The following is a 26552-nucleotide window of genomic DNA, read 5'->3' as shown; positions in this document are numbered from 1 at the left end:
TTCAAGGTAATAAAAAAAGAAACAGGGTCATTTTATCCATACCCTGTTTCTTTTCCTTTATAAACTTATACGACAGGTTCATCAGAACCCCATTTGTTTTTCTCTTCAAGTTTCTCGATGTCAATCGGGCCTTTTTTATTCAGTTCGCGCTTTTTAAGCACGAGCCATAGCTGAGCTGCGATGAAAATCGATGAATACGTACCGGCAATTAAGCCAATCAACAACGCTATTGAGAAGTTTGTAATCGAAGGAGCACCAAATATTAAGAGTGCAACGACGACCAGCACCACTGTCAGCACTGTGTTGACCGAACGGACGAGTGTCTGGCGCAGTGATCTATTGACCACATCGGCCAATTGCTCTTCCGTTTCGATTTTCTTCACGCGCTTCATGTTCTCGCGGATGCGGTCGAACGTGACAATCGTATCATTGATTGAATAACCGACAATGGTCAGCACTGCGGCAATGAACGTGATATCGACTTCCAGCCTTAGCAAGCTGAATACTGCAACGATAAAGAATGCGTCATGGATCAATGCAACAATCGAAGCGACACCCATGCGCCACTCAAAGCGCAGCGTCGCGTAAATGACGATGCCGATTGCAGCGATTAGGAGCGCGTAAAGCGCATTTTTTGCCAATTCCTGCCCAACGGTCGGCGACACAGTGGAAACGTTCGGCTCTACGCCGTATTCCTCTACTGCCGCTGTTTTCAAGGCATTGATGTCTTCTTGGCTGAATTCTTCCGTATAACGGGTCACAGCGAGATTCGCGTCGTCCCCAGAGATGACGACATCTTCCGTCTCAAAACCGCTTTCCGTCAGGAAGCTCTCGACTTGCTCTTTTTCAAGAGCGGCGTCAGAGGTAATTTCAACGCGCGTCCCTTGGGTAAAGTCAATGCCCAGATTCAAGCGGAAAACACCGATGACGATCATACCGATAACGATGGTTATAATCGACGCAGCAAAGAATTTATTGCGGCTACCGGCGAAATCGAAGCGATCAAATGGCGTAGCCAAATCATAGATCTCTTTATTTTCGGACGAATCGTGGACTTTTGATTTGTTCAATCCGAACCAACCGGGTTTATGGTCCATCACACCGCTGCCGACCAATAAGCCGAGCAATACGCGTGAGCCCCAGACAGCCGTCAGGAAGCTGACAAGAATCGAGATGATAAGCAATGTCGCGAATCCTTTGACAGAGCTGGTACCGAAAATGAACAGCACGATTGCAGCGATCATCGTGGTGACGTTAGCGTCCAAGATGGCTGAGAACGAAGAAGCCGCTCCAGCTTTGAACGATTCACGGACCGAACGCCCCGCGCGCATTTCCTCACGGATGCGTTCGTAAGTGATGATGTTGGCGTCAACTGCCATACCGACACCCAGCACGATTGCTGCGATACCCGGAAGCGTCAGCACCCCGCCAATCAATTCGAACACTAAGAGAATCAGGTAAATGTAGACGGATAGCGTAACAACCGCAATCAGTCCCGGAACCCGGTAATGGACGATCATGAACAACAATACAAGGGCAACGCCGATTGCTGCGGCGAAGACTGTCTGATCAAGCGCCTGTGCGCCGAATTGCGCGCCGACAGATGTCGAGTAGACTTCCTCTAAGCTCACCGGAAGCGCTCCGGCGTTCAAAATACCGGCCAAGTTCTGAGTTTCTTCTACAGTAAATGCACCGGAAATTTCAACTGATGGCGAATTGATGCGCTGGGAAACCCGTGGATCCGAAACGAACTTCGGATCTGGTTTGCCAAGTTCCGCTGCGTAGGAATCGACGCCTTCTTCAAAATCCAACCAGATGACAAGGACGTTTTCCGGCGGCGGCAATTGTGAAATCGTATTCGTGACTTCAGCGAATTTGCCCGGATCGTTCAGCTCAAGTGTGACGATCGGTGCGCCATTCTGATCGAATGTCGCAGCTGCGCCACCTTGCTTCAAATCGTTCCCTGCAAGCATCACTTCATCATTGGCGTTGCGGAACGTTAAATTGGCTTCCGTCGACAACAGCTCACGTGCAGTGGCCTGGTCTTCGACGCCAGCCAATTGCACACGGATGCGGTTGCCGCTTTCGATCTGGATGACCGGCTCACTGACGCCGAGCACGTCTATCCGGCTCCGCAAAGCGTTGACCGTATCAGACAATACGCTTTCAGTGATTTCCTGGCCTTCCTCAAGCGCTTCAACTTGGTAGAGGACTTCGAATCCGCCCTGCAGATCCAATCCAAGCTTGATGTCTTTAGCGATAGGTAAACTCGTAGCGCCTACGGTTCCTAACAGTACAATGACCAATAAGAAAAAGGCGATAATGCGACCTCTTGACTTCATATGTAATTATTCCTCCTCGATGTGAAAACACAGCACTATCATTATGAAACAGGTCCGGAAAGGTGTCAAACGGAATCCGGCTTTTTCGTCGGGCGCAGCAGTTCTTCAAGATTCGCCAAATTGCCTTCTGAAAACCAATTGCCGCCTTTTAGCCCTTCTACTTGATGGTAGGCGACGAAGTCAGATGCTCGGATGTCCATAATGCCGTTGACCATTTCATGCAGCCTCATATCCCCGATATCTTTTTTGCGCCATTTTTTCTTAATGCAATAATCCCAAAGTTCCTCCGCAGTAAACGTATCGTATTGGAAGTAATGAAATTCAGCGATTTTGCTTTGGAGTGCGGGCAGAACGACGTCGTATTGATCGGTAAATTTTAACATTTTGTTGCTCCTTCCATCCGTTCTTTTCCATTGTAGCCGATTGCGGGAAGATTGAGAACAATGGCTTTATTTTTTTGAATGTTTTTTTCACATATGAGTCGGTCATTATTGTTGTCTAATTAAGCTGTGCTAATAATGCAACTTATTTATCACCGCTTCGGACGCTTTGGGCATGGCTCTCACAATGAGCCGAGAAGGACCCTCGTCTCATTGCTAAGAACTTTCTGCTTCTGTCTCTGCATCGCTGCGCTAGCTTCGAAGCAAAGGAAATGGGCCAAATTCCATTTGGCCATTTCCTTGCCTAGCCCCTTGACGCGCCATCGCTAAGATATCTCTCGATAAGGAATATCGACGATTGAAATATCATTTAACCTCAATGATTTTTTGACTCAAAAAAAGATCGCCTTCGGTATCGAAGGCGATCTTTTTGTTAGACCGTCGTTTTTACTGCATCCACAACGCGGGCGATTGCCTGACGTTCGAATTGCATGCGCGTGCCGTCTGCAACAGTTATGTAGATTGTTGCATCGTCGACTGCATCAACTGTTCCGTGGAGGCCGCCGATTGTCACGATCCGGTCTCCGCGGTGAAGTTCCTTCTGCATGTTAGCTGTCGCTTTCTGGCGCTTTTGTGCCGGACGGATGATGAAAAACCACATTAACAAGAACATTAATAGTAAAGGTGATAACGCAATAATTGTATCCATTTTTTCAAATTCCCCCCTTCGCTGTCTCTTTTTCTTATTAGAAATTCTTAGCGTTTGGCTTATTGAAACCGTAGGCTTCAAAAAATTCTTCGCGGAAATCTCCCAGGCGGTCTTCGCGTATTGCTTGTCGCACCTGTTCCATTAAGTTTAACAGAAAATGAAGATTATGATAACTAGTAAGTCTGAGTCCGAACGTTTCATCTGCGCGCAGCAAGTGATGAACGTAGGCACGTGAGTAATTTGTGCATGTGTAGCAGCTGCATTTATCGTCAAGCGGACCGAAATCATGCTTGAATTTCGCATTTTTGATGTTCAAGCGCCCTGTGCTCGTCATCAATGTGCCGTTGCGCGCGATGCGGGTCGGCAAGACACAGTCGAACATATCGACACCGCGGATCGAACCGTCGATCAACGAATCCGGTGATCCGACTCCCATCAGGTAGCGGGGTTTGTCAGCCGGCATAAACGGCGTCGTGAATTCCAATACGCGGTTCATAACATCTTTCGGTTCGCCGACAGACAAGCCGCCGATTGCGTAGCCTGGGAAATCAAGTGATACGAGGTCTTGTGCACTTTGACGGCGCAAGTCTTCGAATTCGCCGCCCTGGATGATGCCGAAAAGGCCTTGGTCTTCTTTGCGGGCATGCGCCGTGAGGCAGCGTTCCGCCCAGCGGGAAGTGCGGTCTACGCTTGATTTCATGTATTCATGCGTCGCTGGGTATGGTGGGCATTCGTCAAACGCCATCATGATGTCAGAGCCCAAATCATTCTGGATCTCCATCGCCTTTTCCGGGCTCAAGAATAATTTGTCGCCGTTCATGTGGTTGCGGAAATGGACGCCTTCTTCTTTGATGTTGCGGAATTCGCTCAAAGAAAACACTTGGAACCCGCCTGAATCCGTCAGAATCGGACGGTCCCAGTTCATGAACTTATGCAGGCCTCCTGCTTCTTTGATGACGTCATTGCCCGGGCGCAGCCATAGGTGATAAGTGTTGCTGAGGATGATGCCTGCGTTCATCGCTTTCAATTCTTCCGGTGACATTGTTTTGACTGTTGCCTGCGTGCCGACCGGCATGAAAGCCGGTGTTTCGAACGAACCGTGCGGCGTATGGACGATTCCAAGGCGCGCACCGGTCTGTTTGCATGTTTTTATGTGTTCGTACCATACTGCTTGTGTCATTGTTGTGTCTCCTTTTTCGCTGGTTCAATGAACATCGCATCTCCGAAACTGAAGAAACGGTAGCGTTCCTGAACCGCTTCTTGATAAGCGTTTAAAATGGCACCGCGGTTCGACAATGCGCTGACGAGCATGACCAAGGTCGATTTCGGCAAATGGAAATTGGTGATCAAGCCATCAATCGCTTTGAATTCATAGCCCGGGAAAATGAAAATATCCGTCCAGCCGCTGTCTTCCTGCAATTCGCCGCCGAATTTATTGGCCACGGACTCGAGCGTCCGCGTCGACGTTGTGCCGACTGAAATGACCCGGCCACCGTTGTTTCTCGTGTTGTTGATGAGGTCCGCCGTGTCTTGGTTGATGCGGTAGAATTCCGCGTGCATTTCGTGGTCTTCGATCGAATCAACCGACACTGGACGGAAAGTGCCAAGACCAACGTGCAGCGTGATAAACGCGATGTTGACGCCTTTTCCACGGATCTCGTCCAATAGCGCATCGGTAAAATGAAGCCCGGCAGTCGGTGCCGCGGCACTTCCGCGCTCTTTCGCAAAAACGGTCTGGTAGCGGTCCTGGTCTTCAAGCTTTTCACGGATGTAAGGCGGCAATGGCATTTCACCCAATTGCTCCAAAATCTCGTAGAAAATGCCGTCATAGACCATTTTGAAATGGCGGCCGCCGTGATCCAAGAGTCCGACGCATTCCGCTTTCAAAAGGCCTTCGCCAAAAGAAATAACGGTGCCGATTTTGACTTTTTTCGCTGGCTTGACAAGTGTTTCCCAGACGTCTTCGCCGATTTCTTTCAACAGCAGCAATTCAATGTTCGCGCCGGTGTCTTCTTTGACACCCATCATGCGCGCTGGCAACACGCGGGTATCGTTCAGCACAAGCGTATCGCCGGCATGGAGATGCTCAACGATATCGCGGAAATGGCGATGCGTGACATTGCCTGTTTTTTTATCCATCACCAAAAGCCGGCTCGACGTACGGTCAAGCAACGGCGTCTGGGCAATCAATTCTTCTGGTAGTTCAAAATCGAAATCATTTACGTTCATTTTTTAAAACTTCCTTTATTTAGATTCTGGCATTTCCATCTGAAAATGCTCATAAGCCATTGCGGTCACAACGCGCCCTCTCGGCGTGCGTTGGATAAAGCCGATTTGCAGCAAATACGGTTCGTAGACGTCTTCAATCGTCGTCGATTCTTCGCCGATGCTTGCCGCAATCGTATCAAGGCCAACCGGACCACCACGGAAACGGGTGATCATGCCGACCAGCAATTTATGATCGATGTGGTCGAGGCCGAGCGGATCGACTTGCAGCATTTCGAGCGCCTGGCTCGCCATGTCTTCTGTGATCGTACCGTTGCCGCGCACTTGCGCAAAATCACGCACGCGCTTCAGCAGCCGGTTGGCGATGCGCGGCGTCCCACGGGAACGCCTGGCGATTTCCACCGCAGCGTTCGGCGCAATATCCGCTTCAAAGAGCTTTGAGCTGCGCTCTACGATATCCGTCAGCGATTCCGTGTCGTAATAATCCAAGCGCGCATGCACGCCGAATCGGTCGCGCAGCGGTGCTGACAATGCGCCGGCGCGCGTCGTCGCACCAATCAGCGTGAACGGCGGCAAGTCGAGCCGCACAGATCGCGCAGTCGGCCCTTTGCCGACGACGATGTCGAGGCAGAAATCTTCCATGGCCGGATACAGCACTTCTTCGATCGAGCGGTTCAAGCGATGGATTTCATCGATGAACAGCACGTCGCCCGGTTCCAATGACGACACAATTGCCGCCAAGTCGCCGGGACGTTCGATTGCCGGACCGCTGGTCATTTTCACGCCGACTTCCATTTCATTGGCGATGACTGCAGCGAGCGTTGTCTTCCCGAGTCCAGGAGGCCCGTACAACAAGACGTGGTCCAAGCTTTCCTGGCGCATTTTCGCCGCTTCGATGAAAATCTCGAGGTTGTGCTTGACCTTATGCTGGCCGATATACTGCGACAGGAATTTCGGGCGCAGCGACTGTTCAAAGCGTTCGTCAAATTCCGATATTTCGCTGCCGATTACACGTTCTTCCATGCCGTTCGCCTCCTTTTCATCAAGATTGTTTCAGCAATAATTGCAGAGCTTTCTTCATATAACCTTCGGTGTTCAAATCCAGGTCTTTCAGCTGCGGCTTCACTTTCGTGATTTCACGCTCTGAATAGCCGAGTGCGCCAAGTGCCAGCATCGCTTCTTCCAGTTCGATATCGCCTTCAGCCAACAAGCCTGGCGCTTCGTTCGTCAAGAATGGCGCATCGAAAAACTCCGCCAGCTTGCCTTTTAAATCGAGGATCATTTGGCGCGCAGTTTTTTTGCCGACGCCCGGGAATTTCACCAGATACGACTCATCTTCCCGTTCGATCGCTTCGATGACGTGCTGCGGTTCGCCGCTTGCCAATATCGCAAGCGCCCCCTTCGGCCCGATGCCGGACACCGAAATGAGCTTGCGGAACAATTCGCGCTGCTCCAGCGTCGTAAAGCCGAATAGCAGATGCGCATCTTCCCTCACGTGATGATACAGGAAAACCTGCAATTCCTCAGTGCCGAATGAGTACGGGTTCGGCGCAAAAATCTGCCAGCCGATGCCTTGTTGTTCCACTACCAGATATTCGGGAGTCACACGTGTGACTATCCCTTTTATGTAATCGTACATAGATGTCCGCTCCTCCATTTTAACCTATTGATTATAGCATATTTGTTCGCCTTTTACGAAATAAACCCGTTAGGAAATTGTCCGTGGTAAAATGGATTTATCCTATCCGGAAAGCTGAGGTTGCATAATGAAAAAACTTTACGGAGAACAGCGCCGCCAGGTTTTATTGGAAAAACTGAAAACCGCCGAAGCACCGTTGACCGGCGGTGAGCTTGCCGCTTTCGCCAACGTATCGCGGCAAGTCATCGTCAGTGACATGACGCTCCTAAAAGCGCGCAGCGAGCCGATCATTGCAACGAGCTCCGGCTATCTCTTCCTCGCCGCCAGCGGCTCCAAAGAAGCGAGCAGGCAGATTGCATGCCGCCACCAGCCTAGCGACACGGAAGATGAACTGAAGATTCTCGTGCGCGCCGGTGCCACTGTGAAAGACGTCTCTGTCGAGCATCCCGTCTACGGCGAACTGACAGCCGGCATCCACGTCTCCGATGAAGCAGGCGTTGAAGCCTTCATGAAGCGCGTACGCGACACCGGCGCGAGCTATCTGCTGGAATTGACCGACGGCACACATCTCCACACCATCACCGGGGCAAATGAAAGCATTTTAGACGCAGCAGTAGCTGCCATGCGCGAGCACGGCTTCTTGCTGGAAGATAATGAATAGAACGCAGAATCCTCTTGAGGATTCTGTGTTTTTTATTGGACGGTGTTGTGTTACTTGCGGAATACGGCAGAATACTCGCAGCAAACCGAATTTACTTGCAGAATAACTAGTTTGTTTGCAGAATATCGGATTTGTTTGCGGAATCTTGCACTTTCTTTGCGGAATAACGAATTTGTTTGCAGCACCAATAAAAAACCCCGCAGCCAACACGGCTGCAGGGTTTAACTCAGGAATTCTTATACATATAATACGAGCCAAGCGTTTTAACTTCGCAGCCGATCGCCGCAAGTTCTTCGAGCGCGCCGCGCATCATTGTCGCATTTTCGTCTTCCAGCACGTCGACGATAAAGAAATAATCGCCAAGCCCGGTTTTCAAGGGGCGCGACTCAATTTTGCTTAAATTGAGCTGGCGCCACGCGAAGACGGAAAGGATTTGATGGAGCACGCCGGAACGGTCGTCTTTCGGCGGAGAGATCATCAACGTCGTTTTAATCTCGTTTTCATGCCCCGCGATTTCCAATTTATGATTCGTTTTCGACAGCACGAAAAAGCGCGTGTGGTTGAAATGGAAATCATGGATATCGCGGTGCAGGATTGTCAAACCGTATTTATGGGCCGCGAATTCATTGCCAATCGCTGCAATCGGGCGCTCTGGAAGCTCCGACACCATTTTAGCCGCCGCTGAAGTCGAGCTGTATTGCTCGAGCGGCGTGTTCCGGTACGTATAAAACAGGAATTTATGGCTTTGGGCAAGCGCCTGCGGGTGGGAGTAAATCGCTTCGAACGATTCGGCTTCAGCGTTTTCCGGATGCACCAGGAAATGCTGGCCGATCGGCGAAAGGACTTCCGCCGCCACATACAATTGCGCTTCATGGAATAAATAATCGACCGTCAACGACACAGAACCTTCAAGCGCATTTTCGAGCGGCACGACCGCGTAGTCGACGCGGCCTTCCGCTACTGCTTCAATGCATTCAGGAATCGTGGCAAACGGCACCAGCGTGCTTTCCGGGAACACCCGGACAGCCGCCAGATGGGTGAATGAGGCTTCTGGCCCCAAATACGAAATGCGGTCCTTCAAGTTTTCTCCAGCCATTCAACCACTCCTAAGTTAAGATGATCCGCTTGATACGACATCAGCCGACTCGACAAAATCGAGTTTTTTCAGCTGCTGCAAAAACGCATCCAATTCCAGGTCCATCGCCGTCACATCGAGCGACAGCGTAACGTTCGCACGCCCTTGGATCGGGATGGTCTGGTGGATGGTCAAAATATTGCAGCCGGCTTCAGCAACCGACTGCAGCAAGGTGGCAAGCGTTCCAGAGCGGTCTTCGAGCTGTAAAAACACCGTAAGGATCCGTTCTTTCACAATCGAATGGAATGGAAATACCGCATCCCGATATTTGTAAAACGCACTGCGTGATAGCCCGGCGTGATTGACAGCGTCCAAAATCGACATGCGGTCGCGCTGCAGCAGACGCTTTACTTCAAGCGTCTTTTGCATCGCTTCGGTCAACACGTCTTCACGCACCAAATAATACCGTTGTTCGGATACATCCTTCATTCAATAAACCTCCCAGAAATCTCTCAATCAGTCCATGAATTCAAATTCGAACTCAAGCAGGCGGACCGTGTCGCCGTTTTCAGCGCCGCGTTCACGCAAAGCATCATCAATGCCCATTCCGCGCATTTGGCGGGAGAAACGGCGAATTGAATCTTCACGCGAGAAATCGGTCATCTTGAACATACGCTCGATGGCGTAGCCGGACAAGACGAATGCACCATCGGATTCGCGTGTGATATTGAAGCCGTCTGATTCCTTCTCGTGCTTGTAGAGAACCGTGCTTTCCGATTCGTCCACTTCTTCGTCGATCAACGGGAATTCAGGCGTCACTTCGATAAGATCCGCAATCGCGAACAGAAGATTCGACAAGCCTTGTCGGCTTAACGCGGAAACCGGGAAAATTTGTGCGTCTTCCGGCATTTTTTCGCGGAATTTCTTCAAGTTCTCTTCAGAATCCGGCATATCCATTTTGTTCGCCACGATCAATTCCGGGCGTTCCGTCAAACGCATATTGTATTGTTTCAGTTCTTCTGTAATTGTCAGATAATCATCATACGGGTCGCGGCCTTCAAGAGCGGACATATCGATGACGTGGATGATAACGCGCGTGCGCTCGATGTGGCGCAGGAATTGATGGCCGAGGCCGACTCCTTGGTGCGCACCTTCGATCAATCCTGGCAAATCGGCCATAACGAAACTGCGGTGGTCTTCTGTTTCAACCATTCCGAGGTTTGGCACGATTGTTGTGAAATGATATTCAGCGATTTTCGGCTTCGCAGCAGAAACGACAGACAATAACGTCGATTTCCCGACACTCGGGAATCCGACAAGTCCGGCATCCGCCAACACTTTCAATTCCAGAACGACGTTGCGCTCAAAGCCCGGTTCGCCTTTTTCCGATAATTCAGGAGCTGGATTCTGCGGCGTGGCAAAACGCGAGTTACCGCGTCCGCCTCGCCCACCGCGTGTAATGATTGCTGTTTGGCCTTGTTCAACCAAATCGGCGATCGTTTCACCCGTATCGGCGTCTTTTACGACAGTGCCCGGCGGAACTTGGATAATCGTATCCTGTGCTTTCGCGCCGTGCTGGTTTTTGCTCATTCCGTGCGTACCGCGGTCCGCTTTGAAAATCCGTTTGTAGCGGAAATCCATGAGCGTGCGCAAGCCTTCATCTACCATAAATACGATGTTTCCGCCTTTACCGCCATCGCCGCCCGCAGGACCGCCATTTGGTACATATTTTTCGCGGCGGAACGCTACCATACCGTCCCCGCCGTCGCCACCTCTAACATAAACTTTTACGTGATCGACAAACATATTATCCCTCCATCTGTGGGCGGACGGCCACTTCTATGCCGTCGCTGCCACACTTTATTACTGCTGTGTCTAGCGAACTTTCCGGTAACTGCAGCCCCTGCCAGTCCCCGTTCAATGAAATCTTCATCGCAAGCGACTCGTTTTCATTCCAAATACTTATTGTACAAACATATTCAACAAACGGATCCATTTGAGGCCGGACCGTTTCGCAGAATTTTTCCAGCATTCCGGCAAACGCCCCGTCCAGCTTCGCAATGCCAGCTTCCGCCGTGCATTCGGTTTGGATCGCCAATTCCGGATAGCGCCATTTTGACAATAGCAGCCATTCTTCCGTTATGGGCATACCCAATCCCGCGAGCCGGCTCATGTGCACAGCCGCTTCGGCATGAGAGCGAATCATCGCTTTGGCCTTTTCCGGTTGCCCAAGGTCCAGGTACATGCCGATCAATTGCAACTCATTCAGAAAATCATGCCGCGCATGCCGAAGCGATTGTACCACTGATTTTGACACGTCCATAAGTCACTTCCTATTTCAGCTTCTTTTATCAGTATACCAATTTCGCAGCGCAATTTCCCGGATTTTAGCTGGCTGCTGCATCTATTCAAAATAAAAAGGACTGCCAAAGCAGCCCTTTTCTTTTTTATTAAGCTTCTTGTGCAACTGGGTATACGCTCACTTTTTTCTTGTCGCGTCCGTAACGTTCGAAACGTACGATTCCGTCGATTTTTGAAAATAGTGTGTCGTCTCCGCCGCGTCCAACATTTTCACCTGGATAAATTTTAGTACCGCGTTGACGGTATAAAATTGAACCACCAGTAACTAGTTGTCCGTCTGCACGTTTAGCGCCAAGGCGTTTTGATTCTGAGTCACGTCCGTTTCTCGTTGAACCTACACCTTTTTTGGATGCGAAAAACTGAAGATCTAATCTTAACATTCTGTCCCACCTCCTAAGCTGTGAAGGTTATTTTAATATATTGCCCATAATCGTGCTCAATCGTTTTTAAAGAAACAATCATTCCGCGCACCAGCAGTTGTACCTGCTCGTCCGTTTTTTCATCCAGTCCTGCCGGAAACACGACTTTCAATAAGCCGCTGCTTCCCTGCTCGATGTCAGGTTCGATTCCCGTAAGCTCCATTATGGCATTCACCGCTCCAAATGAGACAGCAGATGCGCCAGCGCAGACGAGGTCTTGCCCGTGTTCGGCATAGTCGGCATGCCCGGACATTTCAAATGACGAAATCCGGTTTGATGTTTCAGTTACGTTTACTCGTATCATGTCTTACAGGTTGATCGCGTCGACAGTCAATTTCGTGTATGGCTGACGGTGACCTTGTTTTTTACGGTAGTTCTTTTTAGCTTTGTATTTGAAGACTGTAATCTTTTTGCCTTTTCCGCTTTTCACGACTTTAGCAGTAACAGTAGCTCCTTCAACAAAAGGAACACCGAATTTAGATTCATCTCCACCTACAAATAGAACTTTGTCAAATGTGATAACGTCACCAGCTTCTCCAGTCAATTTCTCAACATAGATTTCTTGGCCCGCTTCTACTTTGATCTGTTTTCCACCAGTTTCAATAATTGCGTACATATTCTTGCACCTCCTCTTAGAATTAGGACTCGCCTATTCAGGTGATCCGCATTGCTGCCGATTCTTCAACACCTGATTCGAGCGGTTGTAGCACAGGTGCGCTACAAACATAACATTAGAATAATACCACGCCAGACAACCCGCGTCAATAGTTATTCGCAAGTGAGTGGCTGCGGAATAAAACTTGGTGTGGCTTTGTAGTTTTTGCAGTTTCTCTTATGTTCATTTTCCGGTTTACTGATTTACTTGCGGCATACGGTGCGTTGCTTGCAGAATATAAAATTCGTTTGCGCAAACCAGCGGTTTATTTGCAACACGTCTCAGACGCTGCGTCCCCCGAACCCAAAAATAAAACCCCCGCATCGCTGCGGAGGTCACTGGTCCATTCTTATTTCGTAAAGATCGCTTTGATTTTCGAGAAAACGCCTTGGCTCTTCTTGTCCATCGTCATCAACGGCACTGATTCGCCGAGGATGCGGCGGGCGATGTTGCGGTAGCCAAGCGCCGCTGGGTTCGCCGGGTTCATGACCACAGGCTCTCCACGGTTCGAGCTCGTGATGACGCTCTCGTCGTCTGCAACGATGCCGAGAAGATCGATCGACAAATGTGTCGTGATTTCATTGACGTCAAGCGCTTCACCGGCATTCATCAAATGCTGGCGGATGCGGTTGATGATCAATTTCGGCGGTTCGATGTTTTCTTCCATTTCAAGCAAACCGATGATGCGGTCGGCGTCGCGCACCGCTGAAATTTCAGGGGTCGTCACGACAATCGCCTTATCCGCACCGGCAACGGCGTTTTTATAGCCTTGCTCAATGCCTGCCGGGCAGTCGATGATGACAAAATCATAATCTTTCTTGAGTTCCGTCACCAATTCGCGCATCTGTTCCGGGTTGACATCGTTTTTGTCAGCTGTTTGGGCAGCCGGCAATAAATACAGCATGTCTTCAAAACGCTTGTCTTTAACAAGTGCCTGATGCACTTTGCAGCGTCCTTCCAAAACATCGATCAAATCGTAAATGATGCGATTTTCGAGGCCCAGGATGACGTCGAGATTGCGAAGGCCGATATCCGTATCGATCAAGCATACTTTCTTACCCTGAAGGGCCAATGCAGTGCCGAGATTGGCGGTTGTCGTCGTTTTACCGACGCCTCCCTTACCTGATGTAATAACGATAGCTTCTCCCACACTAGCTTCCTCCTTTAAACGTTGAAATTTCCGGCCGTAAGAATCTGAGTTCCTGCAAGCGGTCGATGATGATGCTTCCGTTTTTATGCAAATAAGCGCATTCCATTTCAGGCTGTTCCGATAAGACCGTCAATTCGTCAGTCATGATTTCCAACTCATCATCGATCTGAAGATGCGTCGCTTCAAGCCATGAGGCTGCGATTACAGCTTCCCGGTTGCCGTTCGTTCCGGCATGGGCAATCCCTTTCAGGCGCCCTAACACATATATATTGCCTCCAGCGGCAACGCGGCCGTTCGGATTGACATCGCCGACAACTACTAAGTCTCCGTCAGCTTTCACCACTTGCCCCGAACGCACAATGCCGACATAGGTCTCGGATTGGCGTTCTTGGATGCGGCGATTGCTTTCTTCTACTGTAATGACGTCGCTTCTTACCCGCGAAACGCGCAAATGCTCGTTCTTTTGGATAAGCGCGATGATTTCCTTGATCTGAGCTTCCGTGCAATAACGGTTGCCCAGCTGGAGTTGAACTTCAGCACTGCCGTCAAGCGCAGGATCCGACACCTTCGCCTGCAGTTCCGCCAGCAGATCGGCGTAAGAACACTGGTCATCGAGCTGCAGCACAAGCCCTTGTTTCGTCCCCTTGATATTGACAAGATTCTTCAAAAATGTGTCACCTGCGCTTCCTTTAGTATGCACTTGGATTCTTTTCCCGTTCGATGAGGCGGCCGACGATGACCGACTTGAACGCCCAGCCAAGAACGAACAAGAACAGCGAATTCGCTATCATGGTCGGCCAAAGGCGGGTCGCCAAAAATGTACCGAACGGAACGTCGGTCAGCGAAATCAACGTGAAAAACTGGTACAGCACGAACTCGAAAAGAGCTGTGAGCACCAACGTCAAAAGCGTCGCTACGAATAAATTCCGTTGCACCGTCTTTACCGTGTATCCTGCAACCACACAAATGGCCGGATACAAAAAAGAATATAATCCAATAATATCAATGAAAAAGACATCGTACAAGAGGCCGAAAAATAATCCATAATACATTGCGTGTTTTGTATCAAAATAAACCGATACGAAGATCAGGAACATGATCAAAAAACGCGGAACAATATAATAATATTCGCCGCTCAGCTTGAGCGGCGAAAAAAGGCCGAAGACCGGCTCCATGAAAAACAGCACCAAGCCGATCCCCAGAATCAGGTATCTCATCATGGGGCATCTTCCTCCGCCGTCTCGCCGTTATCCGCGCCGTCCACTTCCGGCATAACCCGGTCGGCGATGACAACGTGATTCAGGAGCGAAAACTCAGCCGCCGGTTTAACGTATGCCAATTTCGTCAAGCCGAACTCGTCAATCGCCACTTCGGTGATTTCGCCGATGATGATCCCTTTCGGGAAAATGCCGCCGAGGCCGCTTGAGATGACTTGCTGGCCTTCTTTGATGTCGATATCTGCATCAATGCGTTTCAGTAAAAGTTCACGGCGTTCGCTGTCATAGCCTTCGATCAAGCCGAACACATCTTTCTTGCCGCCGATGACCATCGCCGAGACCCGGTAATTCGGGTCTTGTGTCGAGATCAATTCGACTGTCGAAGTGAACGGTGTCGTCAGCGTCACTTTGCCGATCAGCCCCTGGGCCGTCATGACCGCCATGTTTTCGAGCACGCCGCTTGACGAGCCTTTATTGATAATGACTTTTTCTTCCCATTGGTCCGGGTTCCGTGCAATGACAGTCGCTTGGATCGGGTTATAATCCCGCATATCCGCTTTTTTGCCGACCAACGCTTTCAATTCGGTGTTTTCCGAGCGCAAGTTCGTCACTTCCGATTGCACCCCGGCGAATTCTTCGAGACGTGATTTCAAATACTTATTCTCCTGGTATGTATTCAAAAGAGAATCGACATTATCAAAAATTCCTGTGACAAAATGGGCGGGTCCGGAAAAGACCATTTGCCCGGCCCCGACGCCATCCTTGATGAGCTGTTCCGGCAGCGACACATTGTCACGGTCGCGCAAGGAAAATGAAATAAGCCCCACAAGGAGGATAACGCCGAGCAGCAGCAAAATCAGCCGCTTGTTTGAAAAAAAGTGGAACATTTGGGGCAATCCTCCTTATTTATGCGATTGCTGGCGTCGAATCTGGTTGATGTTGTCCAGTGCTTTGCCGGTGCCGATAGCGACACAGTCAAGCGGGTTGTCTGCAATAAAGACGGGCATATCCGTCTGGTCAGCGATCACTTTGTCGAGGTTCTTCAACAATGCTCCGCCGCCAGTCAAGACGATTCCGCGTTCCATCACATCCGCTGATAACTCAGGCGGCGTTTTTTCCAGTGTGCGGCGCACGCCTTCGATAATCGATGCAACCGATTCTTTCAACGCTTCAGCAATTTCTTCCGCGGTAATTTCAATCGTTTTCGGCAAGCCAGTCAAAAGGTCGCGTCCACGAATATCCATTTTAGCATTTTTCTCCGCTTCTGTTACTGTGCGCGCAGAACCAATTTCCATCTTAATCGCTTCAGCCGTCCGTTCACCGATTGTCAGGTTATAGGTTTTACGGATGAATTGCGTGATTGCAATGTCCATCGCATCGCCTGCGACGCGGACAGATTCGCTTGTAACGATGCCGCCAAGTGAAATAACAGCCACTTCAGTTGTTCCGCCACCAATATCGACGACAAGGCTTCCCGTAGGTTCCCAAACTGGAAGGTTTGCGCCGATAGCAGCCGCGAATGGTTCTTCGATTGTGAACGCTTCACGTGCGCCTGCTTGGCGGGCAGCGTCAATGATGGCGCGCCTTTCAACAGACGTGATGCCAGAAGGCACACAAATCATGACATTCGGTTTCGACCAAGAAGTGCCTGACGCTTTCATCGCACCCTTCAAGTAATACTGTATCATTGCCGTCGTCGTATCGAAATCCGCAATTACTCCGTCTTTCATCGGACGAATCGCGACGATAGACCCAGGAGTACGCCCTATCATATTACGTGCATCATTCCCAACAGCTACTATTTCATCTGTACTGGTATTTTTTGCCACTACGGACGGTTCCCGCAGGACAATCCCTTTATTTTTAATGAATACCAAAGTATTCGCAGTTCCTAAATCAATTCCAACGTCTTTCGTTCCAATTCCAAACAAGTCAAATCTTCCCTTCTTTATATGCAAAATTGCCATAGAGTAAACACAATACTACTCATTATAGACGATAAAGAAAAAAAGTAACAGTCCTACATGAACCCCTTTTCGTTTAAAGAAATGAATTGATGGTCCCCTATGATGATATGGTCTAAAAGTTCTATGCCGATGATGCTCCCTGCTTCCAATAGCCGTTTCGTGACAGCGATATCCTCAGGTGACGGAGCAGGATTGCCGGACGGGTGGTTGTGGGCGCAGACGATCGATGCCGAAGAACGCCGCACCGCTTCGCGGAAAATTTCGCGCGGGTGGACGATGCTGGCATTGAGGCTGCCGACAAAGATCGTCTGTTTGTGCATAACCTGGTTTTTGATGTTGAGGAACAGGACCACAAAATGCTCCTGTTTGAGCGAAGTCATGTCCGCCATCAAGTAATTGGCGGCATCTTTGGGGGAACGGATGGTGTATTTCGTGTCTGTCTGCTTAGAGGAAAGGCGTCTGCCCAGTTCGACTGATGCCAGTATCTGCACCGCTTTCGCCTGGCCAATGCCTTTGATAGCCGTGATTTCTTCAATCGTCGCGTCTTTTAAATGATGGATTTGTTCAAAGGAAAGCAAAACCCGATTTGCGAGATGCAAAACGGATTCCTGCTTTGTGCCGGTACGCAGCAAAATCGCAATCAATTCCTGATTCGACAAGCTCGTCGCCCCTTGGGAGATGAGCCGCTCGCGCGGACGGTCGGCTGAATGGACTTCGCGCATCATCAGCGCCCCTTCCGTCAGCATTCGACGCGGCTCCTTTGCAATTCGATATAACCGGACAATACGAGCTTCTGCGCAAGCGATGCAATCGGCAAGCCGACGACCGCATTGTAATCGCCTTCGATCGCTTTGACAAACAATCCCGACGCAGTCTGAATTCCATAGGCCCCTGCTTTGTCATACGGGTCCGGCGTCGCGGTATAAGCTTCGATCCATTCCTGCGGCAGATCGTGGAACGTCACACGTACGATTTCATGAAACGATTGCACACTGCCGCCTTTGATGATCGACACGGCAGTGATGACGTCATGCGTTTGGCCGGACAAGCGCCCAAGAAATTCTTTCGCCTGCGCTTCGTTTTCCGGCTTCAACAAGATGTCGCCGTCCAACACGACGACAGTATCCGAGCCGATGACGACCGCTTCCGGATGCCCTTTCGCAACGTCTTTTGCTTTTGCTAACGCGCATTCAATGACATAGCCCATCGCAGTGTGAAAGCTTTCCGGCGTCGGCTCTTCTTTTTGACTCGGCTCTACAGTGAAAGTGATGCCCAGCCCTTCTAGCAATTCACGGCGGCGCGGTGACGCGGACGCCAGGATGATTGGTTGTTTGGCTTTGAATTTCATGGATCGATTCCTCCCTTTTTTAGCATCATACCGAATTTTAGCGCTGTTGAAAATTGTAGCAAAAAAGGAAAAATGATTTTTGCCGGGAATAGCTGCTTCCAAAAATGAGATTTGGCACGGGATTTATCTGAGAATCGAGCCGCTGCGAGGTTTGAATAAATATTTTGTTTTTTCGTTGCGCCCCGTGTCAGCCACATATTATAAACATTTGTTACTTACCCCTGAGCGCGATTAAATAAGGTTTTTTGCAATAAAAAAAGATGAAGCGCAAGGCTTCATCCCCAGAAATTCATATACAAATTTAGTAGCGAGTCGCCCCAGAAATAGACGATGATGGCGCCGAGCGCAATCGACGGGCCGAATGGCACCGGCGTCTTGCGGCCTTGGTTCTTGATCCTCAGCATGATAATGCCGGCAATCGCACCGATCAGCGATGCGAAAAACAAGGTCATTAACGTACCAGACACGCCAAGTACAAGGCCGATGACAAAGAACAGCTTGATGTCGCCGCCGCCCATGCCGCCTTTCGACGCCATAGCAATAAGCAGCAAAATACCGAAGCCAACAACTGCACCAAGCAGCGAATCCCACCACGGATCGAGCGGGATAAACAGCCGCAAAACAAGCAGCAACGCGCCGATCGGCAACAACACTTTGTCTGGAATGAGCATATAAGCAATGTCCGAAACCGTGATGATGACGAGCAAAGACATAAACAAAATCGCAATGATTAGTTCCGGCTCAAAGCCGATCTTCCAGAATGAGATGGCGAACAGCACGCCGGTGACGAATTCCATTAGCGGATAGACCCAGTGGATTTTTTCACCGCAAGAGCGGCAGCGGCCCCGCAGGAATAAATACGAAAACACTGGGACCAAATCTAGAGCTGTCAATTGCCGGTCGCATTTTGTGCAATGAGACGGCGGAAACGCGATCGATTCTTTTTTCGGCACACGCAAGCCGACAACATTATAGAACGAGCCGAAGACGAGCCCGAAGATGGTGAAGAAAACTGTGTATGTAATTGCCATGCCTACCCTCATTTCTTGTGATGTTTTTCAACTGTGCTTAATAAAATTAAGTCTAATTTTATCTTAGCCTAAAAGAAAAAGGGAAATCAATGTGATTTCCCTTCAACGGCGTTCTGGAATGACCAGCGTCGTGCCGGCGATGACCGTTTTGTCGGCCATGCCGTTCGCTTGTTGGATCAGCGCTTCGCCGTCACGACTATTATAGTAGTTTAAGGAAATCGTGTATAAGGTCTCGCCTTTTTGCACTTTATGAAAGCCTGCGGTCTGCGTGCCGGCGACGTCCGGATTCGGTTCGACTGTTACTGCAGCGGAGTCGTCTTCGATTTCGATATCAACGTCGACTTCAACATCCGCGGCTGCTTCATCTGCCGGGACTGCCTCGTCTGGTGCAGTGAGGTCGGTGCCGTCATTCTGGGCGAGCGGGTTGACTTTTCCTGCCGGCGCCGGAGCGTCGACTTTCGGCAACGTATCAAGCAAAGCAATCAGATCCGGTCGGAAATACGCGGAGAAGCTAAGCGTGACATCGAGCAGTTCGCGCTCCTGGTCCGCCGTCGTGACTTCTTCCAATGCACCGAAATCAATCGAATCGACGATCAAGATACGGTCCATCGCTTCGATTTCTTTAATGAACGTCGTGATATTTTTGTAATCTGCGACTTCAATCGACACGGTCGTCTGCACTTCCTGCAAGTTCTCCAGGCCTTCGACCGGCACTGGCAATACGACCGGCTCTTCTGTAATCGCAATATTTGTCACAAGCGAATCCGACAACAATTCCGCCTGTTCAATCTGCAGGACAATCAATTCCGACAACGGTTCAATCGAAACTTTCTGTTGTAATTCGCTGGTGCTGATTTTTTCGCCTTCTGGCAATTCTTTCAGCTGCGTCTGCAATCCCATCAACACATCGCGCTCGGAACTTAATAATTGTTCGGCCTGCAATTTGGCCTCCCGAGCTGGGCTATAAACCATAAAATACGAATATGCGGCAAGCGCCAAGAGAAAGACGATCGCTAAGGCGATCAACGCTTTTTCTTTCTGGCTTTTTGTCATGCTGCTCATTGGCCGTCACCTTCCGTTCCATCTGCCGGCGCCGGAGCTTCTGTCGATGGTGTCGTTGGTGTCGTTGGCACCGTTGGCTCTGTCGGTGTTTCTTGTTCAACTTCAACATTGACGTCTACATCAGCTGTTGGAGCTTCTTCAGCCGGCGGCGTTTCCGCTGCTGGCTCCTCCGCCACAGGTTCTTCAACGATAATTTCGCCTTCTGGCGTCAGCGCAGGAACACGTCCATCGACGAACACCAATGTGTAAGTTGCCAGGTAGCGAGGGTTTAAAACAGGTGCGTCTTCATCGATAATGAACGTACCGTCTTCCACCGTTTCTTCTTCAAGCGCTTCTTGCACCACAGAATCCAATGTTGCCGATTCAAGCAGGCTCGACGTTTTCAGCTGAGCTAGATAATAAGCAGTTTCGCGTGCCGTATCGAACTGCACGCCCAAAGTCGCGACGTCCATGCCGACGTAAGAGAAGCTATCGAAAAATCCGCGCACCGGCAATTTCGATACCAATTCCGAAAGGAGCGGCAATGTATCAAATTGATAGCTTTCCGCCCAATCGACTGTCGCCTTCAATTGTTGTTCTTCGTTCATGCCCTGCACCGCTTCGAGCTGTTCGCGCAGCATCACCTGTTCAGCTTGCACTTGCGTTGTCTGCGCTGCCGCTATTGCCCCTTGTTCTTTGTGGCCGCTGGCGAGAAAGGCGAAAACCGCCCAAATGATCGCCGCCAGCAGTAAAATGGCAATCGCCGCAACGATCGAAGCGGGACGGTCCCGTTCTTTCTGCGGCAATAAATTAATATCAACTAACATCGTCACACCTCTTTCAGCGCAAGGCCAATGGCGCGGTTGAAACGGCCCGGTACATTTTTCGCGTTATCGGAAGGGATGTCTTCCAACACGACCGGTGCCACCGGCAGCGAAAACCGCTCTTCCAGGCGCGCCTTGAATGCCGGCCAATTATCGTATTCGCCGTTGCACACCACTTTCGTGATGCCTTGTTCGCCATCATTCATATTATAACGGTAGAAATTGGCGAGCTTTTCCGCCTCTTCTTCAACGATTTCCATGACCGACGCCGGATCTTCCAGAATCGTACCCGAAACGTCGAATTCCACCGGCCGCATGAACAGCGGAAAATGCTCATGGAAAATCGATACAGTCATTTTTTTCGACTGCAGGTCGATGAGCATGATGTGCTCGTCTTCCGCGAATTCGTGCTGTAGGTAAGCAAGCCTGTACAGCGCAAGCGGCGTAATGTCGGCGACAACCGCTTTTAATTTCGCAGCATCAAGCGCTGACTCGTAATCGTCGATAACCGACTCTTTCGACGCGATGATGATCACTTCCGGATTATCGCTGTCAGCACGATATGGCACCACATCGAAGACGGGATCTTCGAATGGCAAGTAAAGCGTAGAACCGATTTCGATGAAGAAATGGCCTTTAAGTTCATCGGCTTCAACGCCTTCGGGGTAAGGTACTTTGCGGATTGTAACGAATTCGTCAGGGGCGAGGAAGCGGACTGACTTCTTAGAGAGACCCCACTGATTGACAGCCTTACCGAGCTCCGATTCCAGCGCTTCCATGTCAGCCACTTTGCCGTCTTCAATGATGCCCGGCGGCAAAACCATCTCTTCCGCACAGCTCAATTGAAGAGGGGCAATCGACTTCAAGTCGACATGGCGGATCGCATCTTCTTCTATAGTAATGGTTGCGACTCGCGCTTTTCTCGATAAAAACGATAAGGCCATTTTCTCAGCTCCTAAAATTAGTAATTATTATGGTGTTACTACTGCTGCTCCAATTGTAACGCCAGTAAAATCAGCATTATCAATTTCACCTAATTGTGCATTTGTTAGAGGTACAGTAATTTGGTAATCCACTGCAGCATCATCGTCATTATCAGCTGTACCAATAATAGCAATAGAACCTGAGGCGTTTCTTGTAACTTCAACACCAGTCAATGAACCTGGATCTTCAATATAAGGGTCTAAAAGACCTAACTGCACAGTTGCAGTACCCGTTGGCAATGCACCTTCTTCAGTAACATAAAGATTTGCGGCTGCAATCGCTTGTTGGAAATCCGCTTTAACTGCTCCATTGCGACTATTTTGAATAATATTTCCAATCGCAGGAATAGCGATTGCCGCGATGATCGCGATAATGACGATTACAGCCAAAAGCTCGATCAACGTCATCCCTTTCTGGTCTTTCAATTTCTGTTGGATAAATTTCTTCATTTCTTTTCCCCCTCATATTTTCCTTATTTGTACTACGATGAGTACATTCCTATTATATCAATAGTACCAAAATAAACAATAGCAAATTTAGCAATTATTTAGAAAATTTTTCAATATTACTACTATTTAGTCCTATAACTTATCTACATTCTGGAACATTTCAAACATCGGCATCATAATAGCCAGTATAATAGTCCCAACAATGGCGGCTAATACGACAATCATCAGTGGTTCGATCAATGCTTTTAATTTATCGGTTTCGGCATCGACTTCTTGTTCATAGAACTCCGCAACTTTCGCAAGCATGTGGTCGAGCGAGCCAGTTTGTTCGCCGATTGAGATCATGTGCGGAATGAGCGGCGGAAACGCCCAGTGATCGCGCATCGGTTCGGTCAGCGAGCCGCCGCGTTCGAGCGAGTCACGCGCTGCGATGATGACTTTCGACATAACGGCGTTGCCGACAACTTTTTCGGTCATCGTCATCGCCTGCAAAATCGGCACAGAACTTGAAAATAGAGAACTCAATGTGCGCGTCAAACGCGCCAATGCGGATTTCTTAAAAATATTGCCGAATATCGGCATGCGCAACAGGAACGTATCTAGCATCAATTTGCCCCTTTCAGTGCGTTTCATGCCCCAGATCGTTCCAACGAATAACCCAATCGCCCCGAGTACGATATACCAATAAACTTTGACAAATTCACTTGCGCCTAAAACCAGCCGCGTGACCAACGGCAATTCGCCGCCGAAGCCTGCGAACATTTCCGCGAACATCGGTACGATTGAAGACAGCAGGAATATGACAACGCCCATGGCGATGACGCCAACGACGACCGGATAGGACATCGCCGATTTGACTTTCTGCTTTGTCTGGTAGGCTTTGTCGTAATGCGTCGCCAAACGTTCGAGCGATTCGTCAATGTTTCCTGATAGCTCTCCCGCCCGGATCAAGTTGACAGTAAGCGGCTCGAATATTTTCGGGAATTTTGCGAACGAATTCGAAAGCGAGTTGCCTTTGCGCAAATCTACGTCGATTTCCCCTAAGGTTTTCTGCAGCGCTTTCGAATCAACTTGTTGGGACAGGATTTTCACAGAATCGACGATTGTTACGCCGGAGCGCATGAGCGTCGAGAACTGGCGCAGGAACATGATGAACTGGTCTTTTTTAACCGCAGCTCCGAACGAGATGTCTTTTTGCAGCGCAGTGGCCGGCATTTCGCGGATGTCAATTACGCGGACGCCTTCGTCGCGAAGTTTCCGAACCGCTGCTTGCCGGTTATCGGCAGTAACGATACCGGAGCGAATTTTTTTCTTATCGCGCCCTTCGTATTTAAAACGCGCCATGCTACTCCTCCCCTTCCAGGTAAGGCTGGGCGATTTTTTGTGAGATTTTGCCTTTTTTTAACAATTCTTGCACCGATGTCGACATCATGTGCATGCCGGCGGCGCGATTTGTCAAGATGACGTTCGGAATTTGGTGGACTTTTTCCGTACGGATTAAGTTAGCGATGGCGGTGTTATTGATCAGGATTTCCGTCGCCGCCACGCGGCCTTTGCCGTCAGCGGTCGGCAGCAAACGCTGTGAAATGACTGCTTTCAAGATGCCGCCGAGCTGCGTGCGGATTTGCGCATGCTGCTCCGGCGGAAAAACATCGATGATCCGTTCGACTGTAGAAGCGGCACTCGATGTATGGAGCGTTCCCATGACCAAATGTCCTGTTTCCGCAGCAGTGATGGCGGTGGTGATTGTTTCCAAATCCCGCATCTCCCCGACGAGGATGACGTCCGGATCTTGACGTAATGCGGCGCGCAGACCGTTCGCAAATGACTTTGTATCAAAACCGACTTCACGCTGGTCAATGACTGACGTGCCATGCTTATGCATATACTCAATCGGGTCTTCGAGCGTGATGATGTGTTTCGTCATCGTCTCGTTCATGTATCGGATCATCGCCGCGAGCGTAGTCGATTTCCCGGACCCCGTTGGTCCTGTAACAAGGATGAGCCCTTGGTGGGTATCGGATAATTTTTTCAACGTATCTGGCATGTTCAAATCATCTATCGTCGGAATTTTCGTTGGAATTGTCCGGAACGCGTGCGAAATGGAGCCGCGCTGGTGGAACGAGTTGACACGAAAACGGGCCACGCCGGGGATAGAGTACGAATAATCCATTTCCCCTTTTTCAAGGAACGTATCCCAAAGTGCTTCCGGCATAAGGACCCGGGCAATTTCTTTCGTCACTTCCGGCAGCAGTTTTTCATCGCCATATTGTTTCATCGTGCCATGCATGCGGAATACCGGCGGAATGCCGGTTGTCATGTGGATATCGGAAACTTTCATTTCAGTGGCTGCAGTCAATACGGCATCTATAAAGGAAATTGTTGTATTCATAGGATTAATCAATCATGGCGACGCGTAGCACTTCTTCGGTCGTCGTCATGCCCTCCTTCACTTTTAATAAGCCGTCATCTATAAGGAAAATAGTGTTGTTGCGGATGGCGATTTCGCGGATTTCCGCCGCCGTGCCGCCTCTATTGATAACTTGCTTGATTGGTTCGTCAACAACAAGCACTTCATGGATCGCCATGCGCCCGCGGTAGCCGGTCATATTGCATTGCGAACAGCCTTTGCCGCGGGTAATGGTGTCGAGCACGATGTTGCGTTTCGCCGCAATTTCCTGTTCGCGGATCGTAGCCGGTTGGGTTTCCTTGCAGTCGCGGCACACCCTGCGGACAAGCCGCTGCGCGACGACCGCGTTGAGCGACGCCGTCACGAGGAACGGCTCGATGCCCATATCCATAAGACGCGTAATCGATGCGATCGAATCGTTTGTGTGGATCGTGCTGAGCACCAAATGCCCGGTCAGCGACGCCCGGATGGAAATTTCCGCGGTTTCCTTGTCGCGGACCTCACCTACCATGACGATGTCCGGATCTTGCCGGAGAATGGAACGCAGTCCGGCGGCAAAGGTCAGTCCGACATTTGTATTCACTTGAATCTGGTTAATGCCTTCAAGCTGGTATTCGACCGGATCTTCAACGGTGATGATGTTGACTTCTTCGCTATTGAGTTTATTGAGCGCGGCGTATAGCGTTGACGACTTGCCAGAACCGGTTGGACCGGAGATCAGCACAATGCCGTTCGGCTTATCGATTTCCTGCATAAAGCGCTCCATATTCAAGTCGGTGAAACCGAGCTTTGAGATGTCGGTCAAGTTATTGCTCAAGTCAAGAATCCGCATAACGATCTTTTCGCCATAGACGGTTGGCAGCGAAGACACGCGCAAATCGATCGCGCGAAAGTCTACATGCGTCTTGATGCGGCCATCCTGCGGCACGCGGTTTTCCGTGATGTCGAGGTTCGCCAGGATTTTCAAGCGCGCGGTGACCATTTGCTGCATCGTCTTCGGCAAGATGCGCTCGGTGCGCAGCGTGCCATCGATGCGGTAGCGCACGAGAATCTTGTTTTCCTGCGGATCCAAGTGGACATCACTCGCTTTCAACGAAACAGCGTTTGACAAGATTTGATTGACGAGCCGGACAATCGGTGCGTCGATGTCATTCAAGTCTTCCTGCTGCTCAGCTGACTGCGGCATGTCCTCAAGAAAATCGTCGTACGATTCTTCTTCGTAGTATTTCGCGATGGTGCGCATGACGTCTTCTTTCGACGCAATTGCTGGTTCAATCTGGAAGCCGGTCGTCAGCCGCAGATCGTCGATGGCGAAAAAGTCGGTCGGGTCGGTCATGGCAACGTATAATTTATCGCCTTCGGTTTTAAGCGGCACGAGCATTTTGCGTTTTGCGAAATCTTTCGGCACGACATTGAATAATTTCGGCTCGAACGGATAGCGGAACAACGATACGTGCGGGATGCCCAGCTGTACTTCAAGCGTTTCGATTAATTGCTGTTCGGTGATGTGGCCGCGCTGCACGAGCGCGTCGCCCAATTTCTGGTCATTCTGTTTGCCTTGTAATGCGCCTTCCAAATCCGCTTCTGTCAGCAGACCCAGTTCAATCAATATATCTCCTAATCGTTTACGAGTTCTTGCCAAAATACTTCCTCCTCAAAACCCG

General features: G+C 49.9%; 30 protein-coding genes and 1 other annotated feature. Of the genes, 1 reads left to right on the top strand and 29 read right to left on the bottom strand.

The window, feature by feature from the left end; genetic code table 11:
* Positions 1-65: 65 nt before the first annotated feature.
* The 7 genes from secDF to ruvA all read right to left on the bottom strand — a co-directional run bounded on the left by secDF (position 66) and on the right by ruvA (position 7296).
* The gene (gene secDF / locus AC4EHB_RS01230; protein WP_490980468.1) at positions 66-2342 is read right to left on the bottom strand and encodes a protein translocase subunit SecDF; all 2277 of its coding nucleotides are present in this window, start codon (positions 2340-2342) and stop codon (positions 66-68) included.
* 65 nt (positions 2343-2407) lie between these two features.
* On the bottom strand, positions 2408-2725 hold the full coding sequence (locus AC4EHB_RS01225) for a post-transcriptional regulator (protein WP_490973777.1): 318 nt from the start codon (positions 2723-2725) through the stop codon (positions 2408-2410).
* 430 nt (positions 2726-3155) lie between these two features.
* Positions 3156-3431 (bottom strand): preprotein translocase subunit YajC, encoded by a 276-nt coding sequence (gene yajC / locus AC4EHB_RS01220; RefSeq protein WP_490980467.1) that lies wholly within the window; start codon positions 3429-3431, stop codon positions 3156-3158.
* Positions 3432-3468: 37 nt separating this feature from the next.
* Entirely contained in the window at positions 3469-4611 is a 1143-nt protein-coding gene (tgt, locus tag AC4EHB_RS01215; protein ID WP_490973775.1) for a tRNA guanosine(34) transglycosylase Tgt, read from the bottom strand.
* On the bottom strand, positions 4608-5660 hold the full coding sequence (gene queA, locus AC4EHB_RS01210; protein WP_490980466.1) for a tRNA preQ1(34) S-adenosylmethionine ribosyltransferase-isomerase QueA: 1053 nt from the start codon (positions 5658-5660) through the stop codon (positions 4608-4610). The genes tgt and queA overlap by 4 nt, the downstream gene beginning before the upstream one ends.
* A 15-nt stretch (positions 5661-5675) precedes the next feature.
* Positions 5676-6680 (bottom strand): Holliday junction branch migration DNA helicase RuvB, encoded by a 1005-nt coding sequence (ruvB, locus tag AC4EHB_RS01205; RefSeq protein WP_490973773.1) that lies wholly within the window; start codon positions 6678-6680, stop codon positions 5676-5678.
* A 19-nt stretch (positions 6681-6699) separates the two neighbouring features.
* A complete protein-coding gene (gene ruvA / locus AC4EHB_RS01200) occupies positions 6700-7296 on the bottom strand; it encodes a Holliday junction branch migration protein RuvA (RefSeq protein WP_490980465.1) in 597 nt (198 codons plus the stop codon).
* A 127-nt stretch (positions 7297-7423) separates the two neighbouring features.
* Between ruvA and AC4EHB_RS01195 the strand changes: the two genes are divergently transcribed.
* The gene (locus AC4EHB_RS01195) at positions 7424-7957 is read left to right on the top strand and encodes a transcription repressor NadR (protein WP_490980464.1); all 534 of its coding nucleotides are present in this window, start codon (positions 7424-7426) and stop codon (positions 7955-7957) included.
* 226 nt (positions 7958-8183) lie between these two features.
* On the opposite strand, the gene pheA is transcribed toward AC4EHB_RS01195, so the two are convergent.
* The 22 genes from pheA to AC4EHB_RS01085 all read right to left on the bottom strand — a co-directional run bounded on the left by pheA (position 8184) and on the right by AC4EHB_RS01085 (position 26530).
* Positions 8184-9053: a prephenate dehydratase gene (gene pheA, locus AC4EHB_RS01190; RefSeq protein ID WP_490980463.1), complete on the bottom strand. Its 870-nt coding sequence runs from the start codon at positions 9051-9053 to the stop codon at positions 8184-8186.
* Between the two features lie 15 nt (positions 9054-9068).
* On the bottom strand, positions 9069-9521 hold the full coding sequence (locus tag AC4EHB_RS01185) for an ACT domain-containing protein (protein WP_490973769.1): 453 nt from the start codon (positions 9519-9521) through the stop codon (positions 9069-9071).
* 27 nt (positions 9522-9548) lie between these two features.
* Positions 9549-10838 carry a GTPase ObgE gene (obgE, locus tag AC4EHB_RS01180; protein ID WP_490973768.1) on the bottom strand — a complete coding sequence of 430 codons (1290 nt, stop codon included), beginning with the start codon at positions 10836-10838 and terminating at the stop codon, positions 9549-9551.
* Position 10839: 1 nt separating this feature from the next.
* Positions 10840-11355 carry a Spo0B domain-containing protein gene (locus AC4EHB_RS01175; protein ID WP_490980462.1) on the bottom strand — a complete coding sequence of 172 codons (516 nt, stop codon included), beginning with the start codon at positions 11353-11355 and terminating at the stop codon, positions 10840-10842.
* 127 nt (positions 11356-11482) lie between these two features.
* A complete protein-coding gene (gene rpmA, locus AC4EHB_RS01170) occupies positions 11483-11773 on the bottom strand; it encodes a 50S ribosomal protein L27 (protein ID WP_135500681.1) in 291 nt (96 codons plus the stop codon).
* A gap of 13 nt (positions 11774-11786) precedes the next feature.
* Positions 11787-12116 carry a ribosomal-processing cysteine protease Prp gene (locus tag AC4EHB_RS01165; protein ID WP_490973766.1) on the bottom strand — a complete coding sequence of 110 codons (330 nt, stop codon included), beginning with the start codon at positions 12114-12116 and terminating at the stop codon, positions 11787-11789.
* A 3-nt stretch (positions 12117-12119) separates the two neighbouring features.
* Complete coding sequence (gene rplU / locus AC4EHB_RS01160; protein ID WP_135500679.1) at positions 12120-12428, bottom strand: 50S ribosomal protein L21; 309 nt, start codon at positions 12426-12428, stop codon at positions 12120-12122.
* Positions 12429-12443: 15 nt separating this feature from the next.
* Positions 12444-12525 (bottom strand) — a sequence feature (ribosomal protein L21 leader region).
* Between the two features lie 291 nt (positions 12526-12816).
* Entirely contained in the window at positions 12817-13617 is an 801-nt protein-coding gene (gene minD / locus AC4EHB_RS01155; RefSeq protein ID WP_490973765.1) for a septum site-determining protein MinD, read from the bottom strand.
* Position 13618: 1 nt separating this feature from the next.
* A complete protein-coding gene (gene minC, locus AC4EHB_RS01150; RefSeq protein WP_490973764.1) occupies positions 13619-14284 on the bottom strand; it encodes a septum site-determining protein MinC in 666 nt (221 codons plus the stop codon).
* Between the two features lie 22 nt (positions 14285-14306).
* Positions 14307-14837, bottom strand: coding sequence for a rod shape-determining protein MreD (gene mreD / locus AC4EHB_RS01145; RefSeq protein WP_490973763.1), 531 nt, complete (start codon positions 14835-14837; stop codon positions 14307-14309).
* Positions 14834-15721, bottom strand: coding sequence for a rod shape-determining protein MreC (mreC, locus tag AC4EHB_RS01140; RefSeq protein ID WP_490980461.1), 888 nt, complete (start codon positions 15719-15721; stop codon positions 14834-14836). The genes mreD and mreC overlap by 4 nt, the downstream gene beginning before the upstream one ends.
* 15 nt (positions 15722-15736) lie before the next feature.
* Complete coding sequence (locus AC4EHB_RS01135; protein WP_490980460.1) at positions 15737-16765, bottom strand: rod shape-determining protein; 1029 nt, start codon at positions 16763-16765, stop codon at positions 15737-15739.
* Between the two features lie 89 nt (positions 16766-16854).
* Entirely contained in the window at positions 16855-17547 is a 693-nt protein-coding gene (radC, locus tag AC4EHB_RS01130; RefSeq protein WP_490980459.1) for a RadC family protein, read from the bottom strand.
* A complete protein-coding gene (locus AC4EHB_RS01125) occupies positions 17541-18149 on the bottom strand; it encodes a Maf family protein (protein WP_490980458.1) in 609 nt (202 codons plus the stop codon). The genes radC and AC4EHB_RS01125 overlap by 7 nt, the downstream gene beginning before the upstream one ends.
* A gap of 275 nt (positions 18150-18424) precedes the next feature.
* Positions 18425-19180 (bottom strand): prepilin peptidase, encoded by a 756-nt coding sequence (locus AC4EHB_RS01120; RefSeq protein ID WP_490980457.1) that lies wholly within the window; start codon positions 19178-19180, stop codon positions 18425-18427.
* Between the two features lie 102 nt (positions 19181-19282).
* A complete protein-coding gene (locus AC4EHB_RS01115; RefSeq protein ID WP_490980456.1) occupies positions 19283-20242 on the bottom strand; it encodes a LysM peptidoglycan-binding domain-containing protein in 960 nt (319 codons plus the stop codon).
* The gene (locus tag AC4EHB_RS01110) at positions 20239-21048 is read right to left on the bottom strand and encodes a PilN domain-containing protein (RefSeq protein ID WP_490980455.1); all 810 of its coding nucleotides are present in this window, start codon (positions 21046-21048) and stop codon (positions 20239-20241) included. Before AC4EHB_RS01110 ends, AC4EHB_RS01115 begins: the two co-directional genes overlap by 4 nt.
* Before the next feature lie 2 nt (positions 21049-21050).
* Positions 21051-21989 carry a type IV pilus biogenesis protein PilM gene (pilM, locus tag AC4EHB_RS01105; RefSeq protein ID WP_490980454.1) on the bottom strand — a complete coding sequence of 313 codons (939 nt, stop codon included), beginning with the start codon at positions 21987-21989 and terminating at the stop codon, positions 21051-21053.
* A gap of 27 nt (positions 21990-22016) precedes the next feature.
* Positions 22017-22478: a prepilin-type N-terminal cleavage/methylation domain-containing protein gene (locus AC4EHB_RS01100; RefSeq protein ID WP_490980453.1), complete on the bottom strand. Its 462-nt coding sequence runs from the start codon at positions 22476-22478 to the stop codon at positions 22017-22019.
* Between the two features lie 132 nt (positions 22479-22610).
* Positions 22611-23822 carry a type II secretion system F family protein gene (locus AC4EHB_RS01095; protein ID WP_490980452.1) on the bottom strand — a complete coding sequence of 404 codons (1212 nt, stop codon included), beginning with the start codon at positions 23820-23822 and terminating at the stop codon, positions 22611-22613.
* 1 nt (position 23823) lies between these two features.
* Positions 23824-24870 carry a type IV pilus twitching motility protein PilT gene (locus AC4EHB_RS01090; RefSeq protein WP_490973752.1) on the bottom strand — a complete coding sequence of 349 codons (1047 nt, stop codon included), beginning with the start codon at positions 24868-24870 and terminating at the stop codon, positions 23824-23826.
* A gap of 4 nt (positions 24871-24874) precedes the next feature.
* Positions 24875-26530 (bottom strand): GspE/PulE family protein, encoded by a 1656-nt coding sequence (locus AC4EHB_RS01085; RefSeq protein ID WP_490980451.1) that lies wholly within the window; start codon positions 26528-26530, stop codon positions 24875-24877.
* Between the last annotated feature and the right edge of the window lie 22 nt (positions 26531-26552).

The organism is Planococcus sp. TJ-302 (assembly GCF_058268455.1).
The sequence above is the reverse complement of the archived record's forward strand: the minus strand, read 5'-3'. Positions and strand labels throughout refer to the sequence as shown.

What these genes read in the sequence shown, in the direction of transcription:
- secDF (WP_490980468.1), bottom strand. Translation starts at nt 2,342, where the DNA reads ATGAAGTCAAGAGGTCGCATTATCGCCTTTTTCTTATTGGTCATTGTA.
- AC4EHB_RS01225 (WP_490973777.1), bottom strand. Translation starts at nt 2,725, where the DNA reads ATGTTAAAATTTACCGATCAATACGACGTCGTTCTGCCCGCACTCCAA.
- yajC (WP_490980467.1), bottom strand. Translation starts at nt 3,431, where the DNA reads ATGGATACAATTATTGCGTTATCACCTTTACTATTAATGTTCTTGTTA.
- tgt (WP_490973775.1), bottom strand. Translation starts at nt 4,611, where the DNA reads ATGACACAAGCAGTATGGTACGAACACATAAAAACATGCAAACAGACC.
- queA (WP_490980466.1), bottom strand. Translation starts at nt 5,660, where the DNA reads ATGAACGTAAATGATTTCGATTTTGAACTACCAGAAGAATTGATTGCC.
- ruvB (WP_490973773.1), bottom strand. Translation starts at nt 6,680, where the DNA reads ATGGAAGAACGTGTAATCGGCAGCGAAATATCGGAATTTGACGAACGC.
- ruvA (WP_490980465.1), bottom strand. Translation starts at nt 7,296, where the DNA reads ATGTACGATTACATAAAAGGGATAGTCACACGTGTGACTCCCGAATAT.
- AC4EHB_RS01195 (WP_490980464.1), top strand. Translation starts at nt 7,424, where the DNA reads ATGAAAAAACTTTACGGAGAACAGCGCCGCCAGGTTTTATTGGAAAAA.
- pheA (WP_490980463.1), bottom strand. Translation starts at nt 9,053, where the DNA reads ATGGCTGGAGAAAACTTGAAGGACCGCATTTCGTATTTGGGGCCAGAA.
- AC4EHB_RS01185 (WP_490973769.1), bottom strand. Translation starts at nt 9,521, where the DNA reads ATGAAGGATGTATCCGAACAACGGTATTATTTGGTGCGTGAAGACGTG.
- obgE (WP_490973768.1), bottom strand. Translation starts at nt 10,838, where the DNA reads ATGTTTGTCGATCACGTAAAAGTTTATGTTAGAGGTGGCGACGGCGGG.
- AC4EHB_RS01175 (WP_490980462.1), bottom strand. Translation starts at nt 11,355, where the DNA reads ATGGACGTGTCAAAATCAGTGGTACAATCGCTTCGGCATGCGCGGCAT.
- rpmA (WP_135500681.1), bottom strand. Translation starts at nt 11,773, where the DNA reads ATGTTAAGATTAGATCTTCAGTTTTTCGCATCCAAAAAAGGTGTAGGT.
- AC4EHB_RS01165 (WP_490973766.1), bottom strand. Translation starts at nt 12,116, where the DNA reads ATGATACGAGTAAACGTAACTGAAACATCAAACCGGATTTCGTCATTT.
- rplU (WP_135500679.1), bottom strand. Translation starts at nt 12,428, where the DNA reads ATGTACGCAATTATTGAAACTGGTGGAAAACAGATCAAAGTAGAAGCG.
- mreD (WP_490973763.1), bottom strand. Translation starts at nt 14,837, where the DNA reads ATGATGAGATACCTGATTCTGGGGATCGGCTTGGTGCTGTTTTTCATG.
- mreC (WP_490980461.1), bottom strand. Translation starts at nt 15,721, where the DNA reads ATGTTCCACTTTTTTTCAAACAAGCGGCTGATTTTGCTGCTGCTCGGC.
- radC (WP_490980459.1), bottom strand. Translation starts at nt 17,547, where the DNA reads ATGCTGACGGAAGGGGCGCTGATGATGCGCGAAGTCCATTCAGCCGAC.
- AC4EHB_RS01125 (WP_490980458.1), bottom strand. Translation starts at nt 18,149, where the DNA reads ATGAAATTCAAAGCCAAACAACCAATCATCCTGGCGTCCGCGTCACCG.
- AC4EHB_RS01120 (WP_490980457.1), bottom strand. Translation starts at nt 19,180, where the DNA reads ATGGCAATTACATACACAGTTTTCTTCACCATCTTCGGGCTCGTCTTC.
- AC4EHB_RS01115 (WP_490980456.1), bottom strand. Translation starts at nt 20,242, where the DNA reads ATGAGCAGCATGACAAAAAGCCAGAAAGAAAAAGCGTTGATCGCCTTA.
- AC4EHB_RS01110 (WP_490980455.1), bottom strand. Translation starts at nt 21,048, where the DNA reads ATGTTAGTTGATATTAATTTATTGCCGCAGAAAGAACGGGACCGTCCC.
- pilM (WP_490980454.1), bottom strand. Translation starts at nt 21,989, where the DNA reads ATGGCCTTATCGTTTTTATCGAGAAAAGCGCGAGTCGCAACCATTACT.
- AC4EHB_RS01100 (WP_490980453.1), bottom strand. Translation starts at nt 22,478, where the DNA reads ATGAAGAAATTTATCCAACAGAAATTGAAAGACCAGAAAGGGATGACG.
- AC4EHB_RS01095 (WP_490980452.1), bottom strand. Translation starts at nt 23,822, where the DNA reads ATGGCGCGTTTTAAATACGAAGGGCGCGATAAGAAAAAAATTCGCTCC.
- AC4EHB_RS01090 (WP_490973752.1), bottom strand. Translation starts at nt 24,870, where the DNA reads ATGAATACAACAATTTCCTTTATAGATGCCGTATTGACTGCAGCCACT.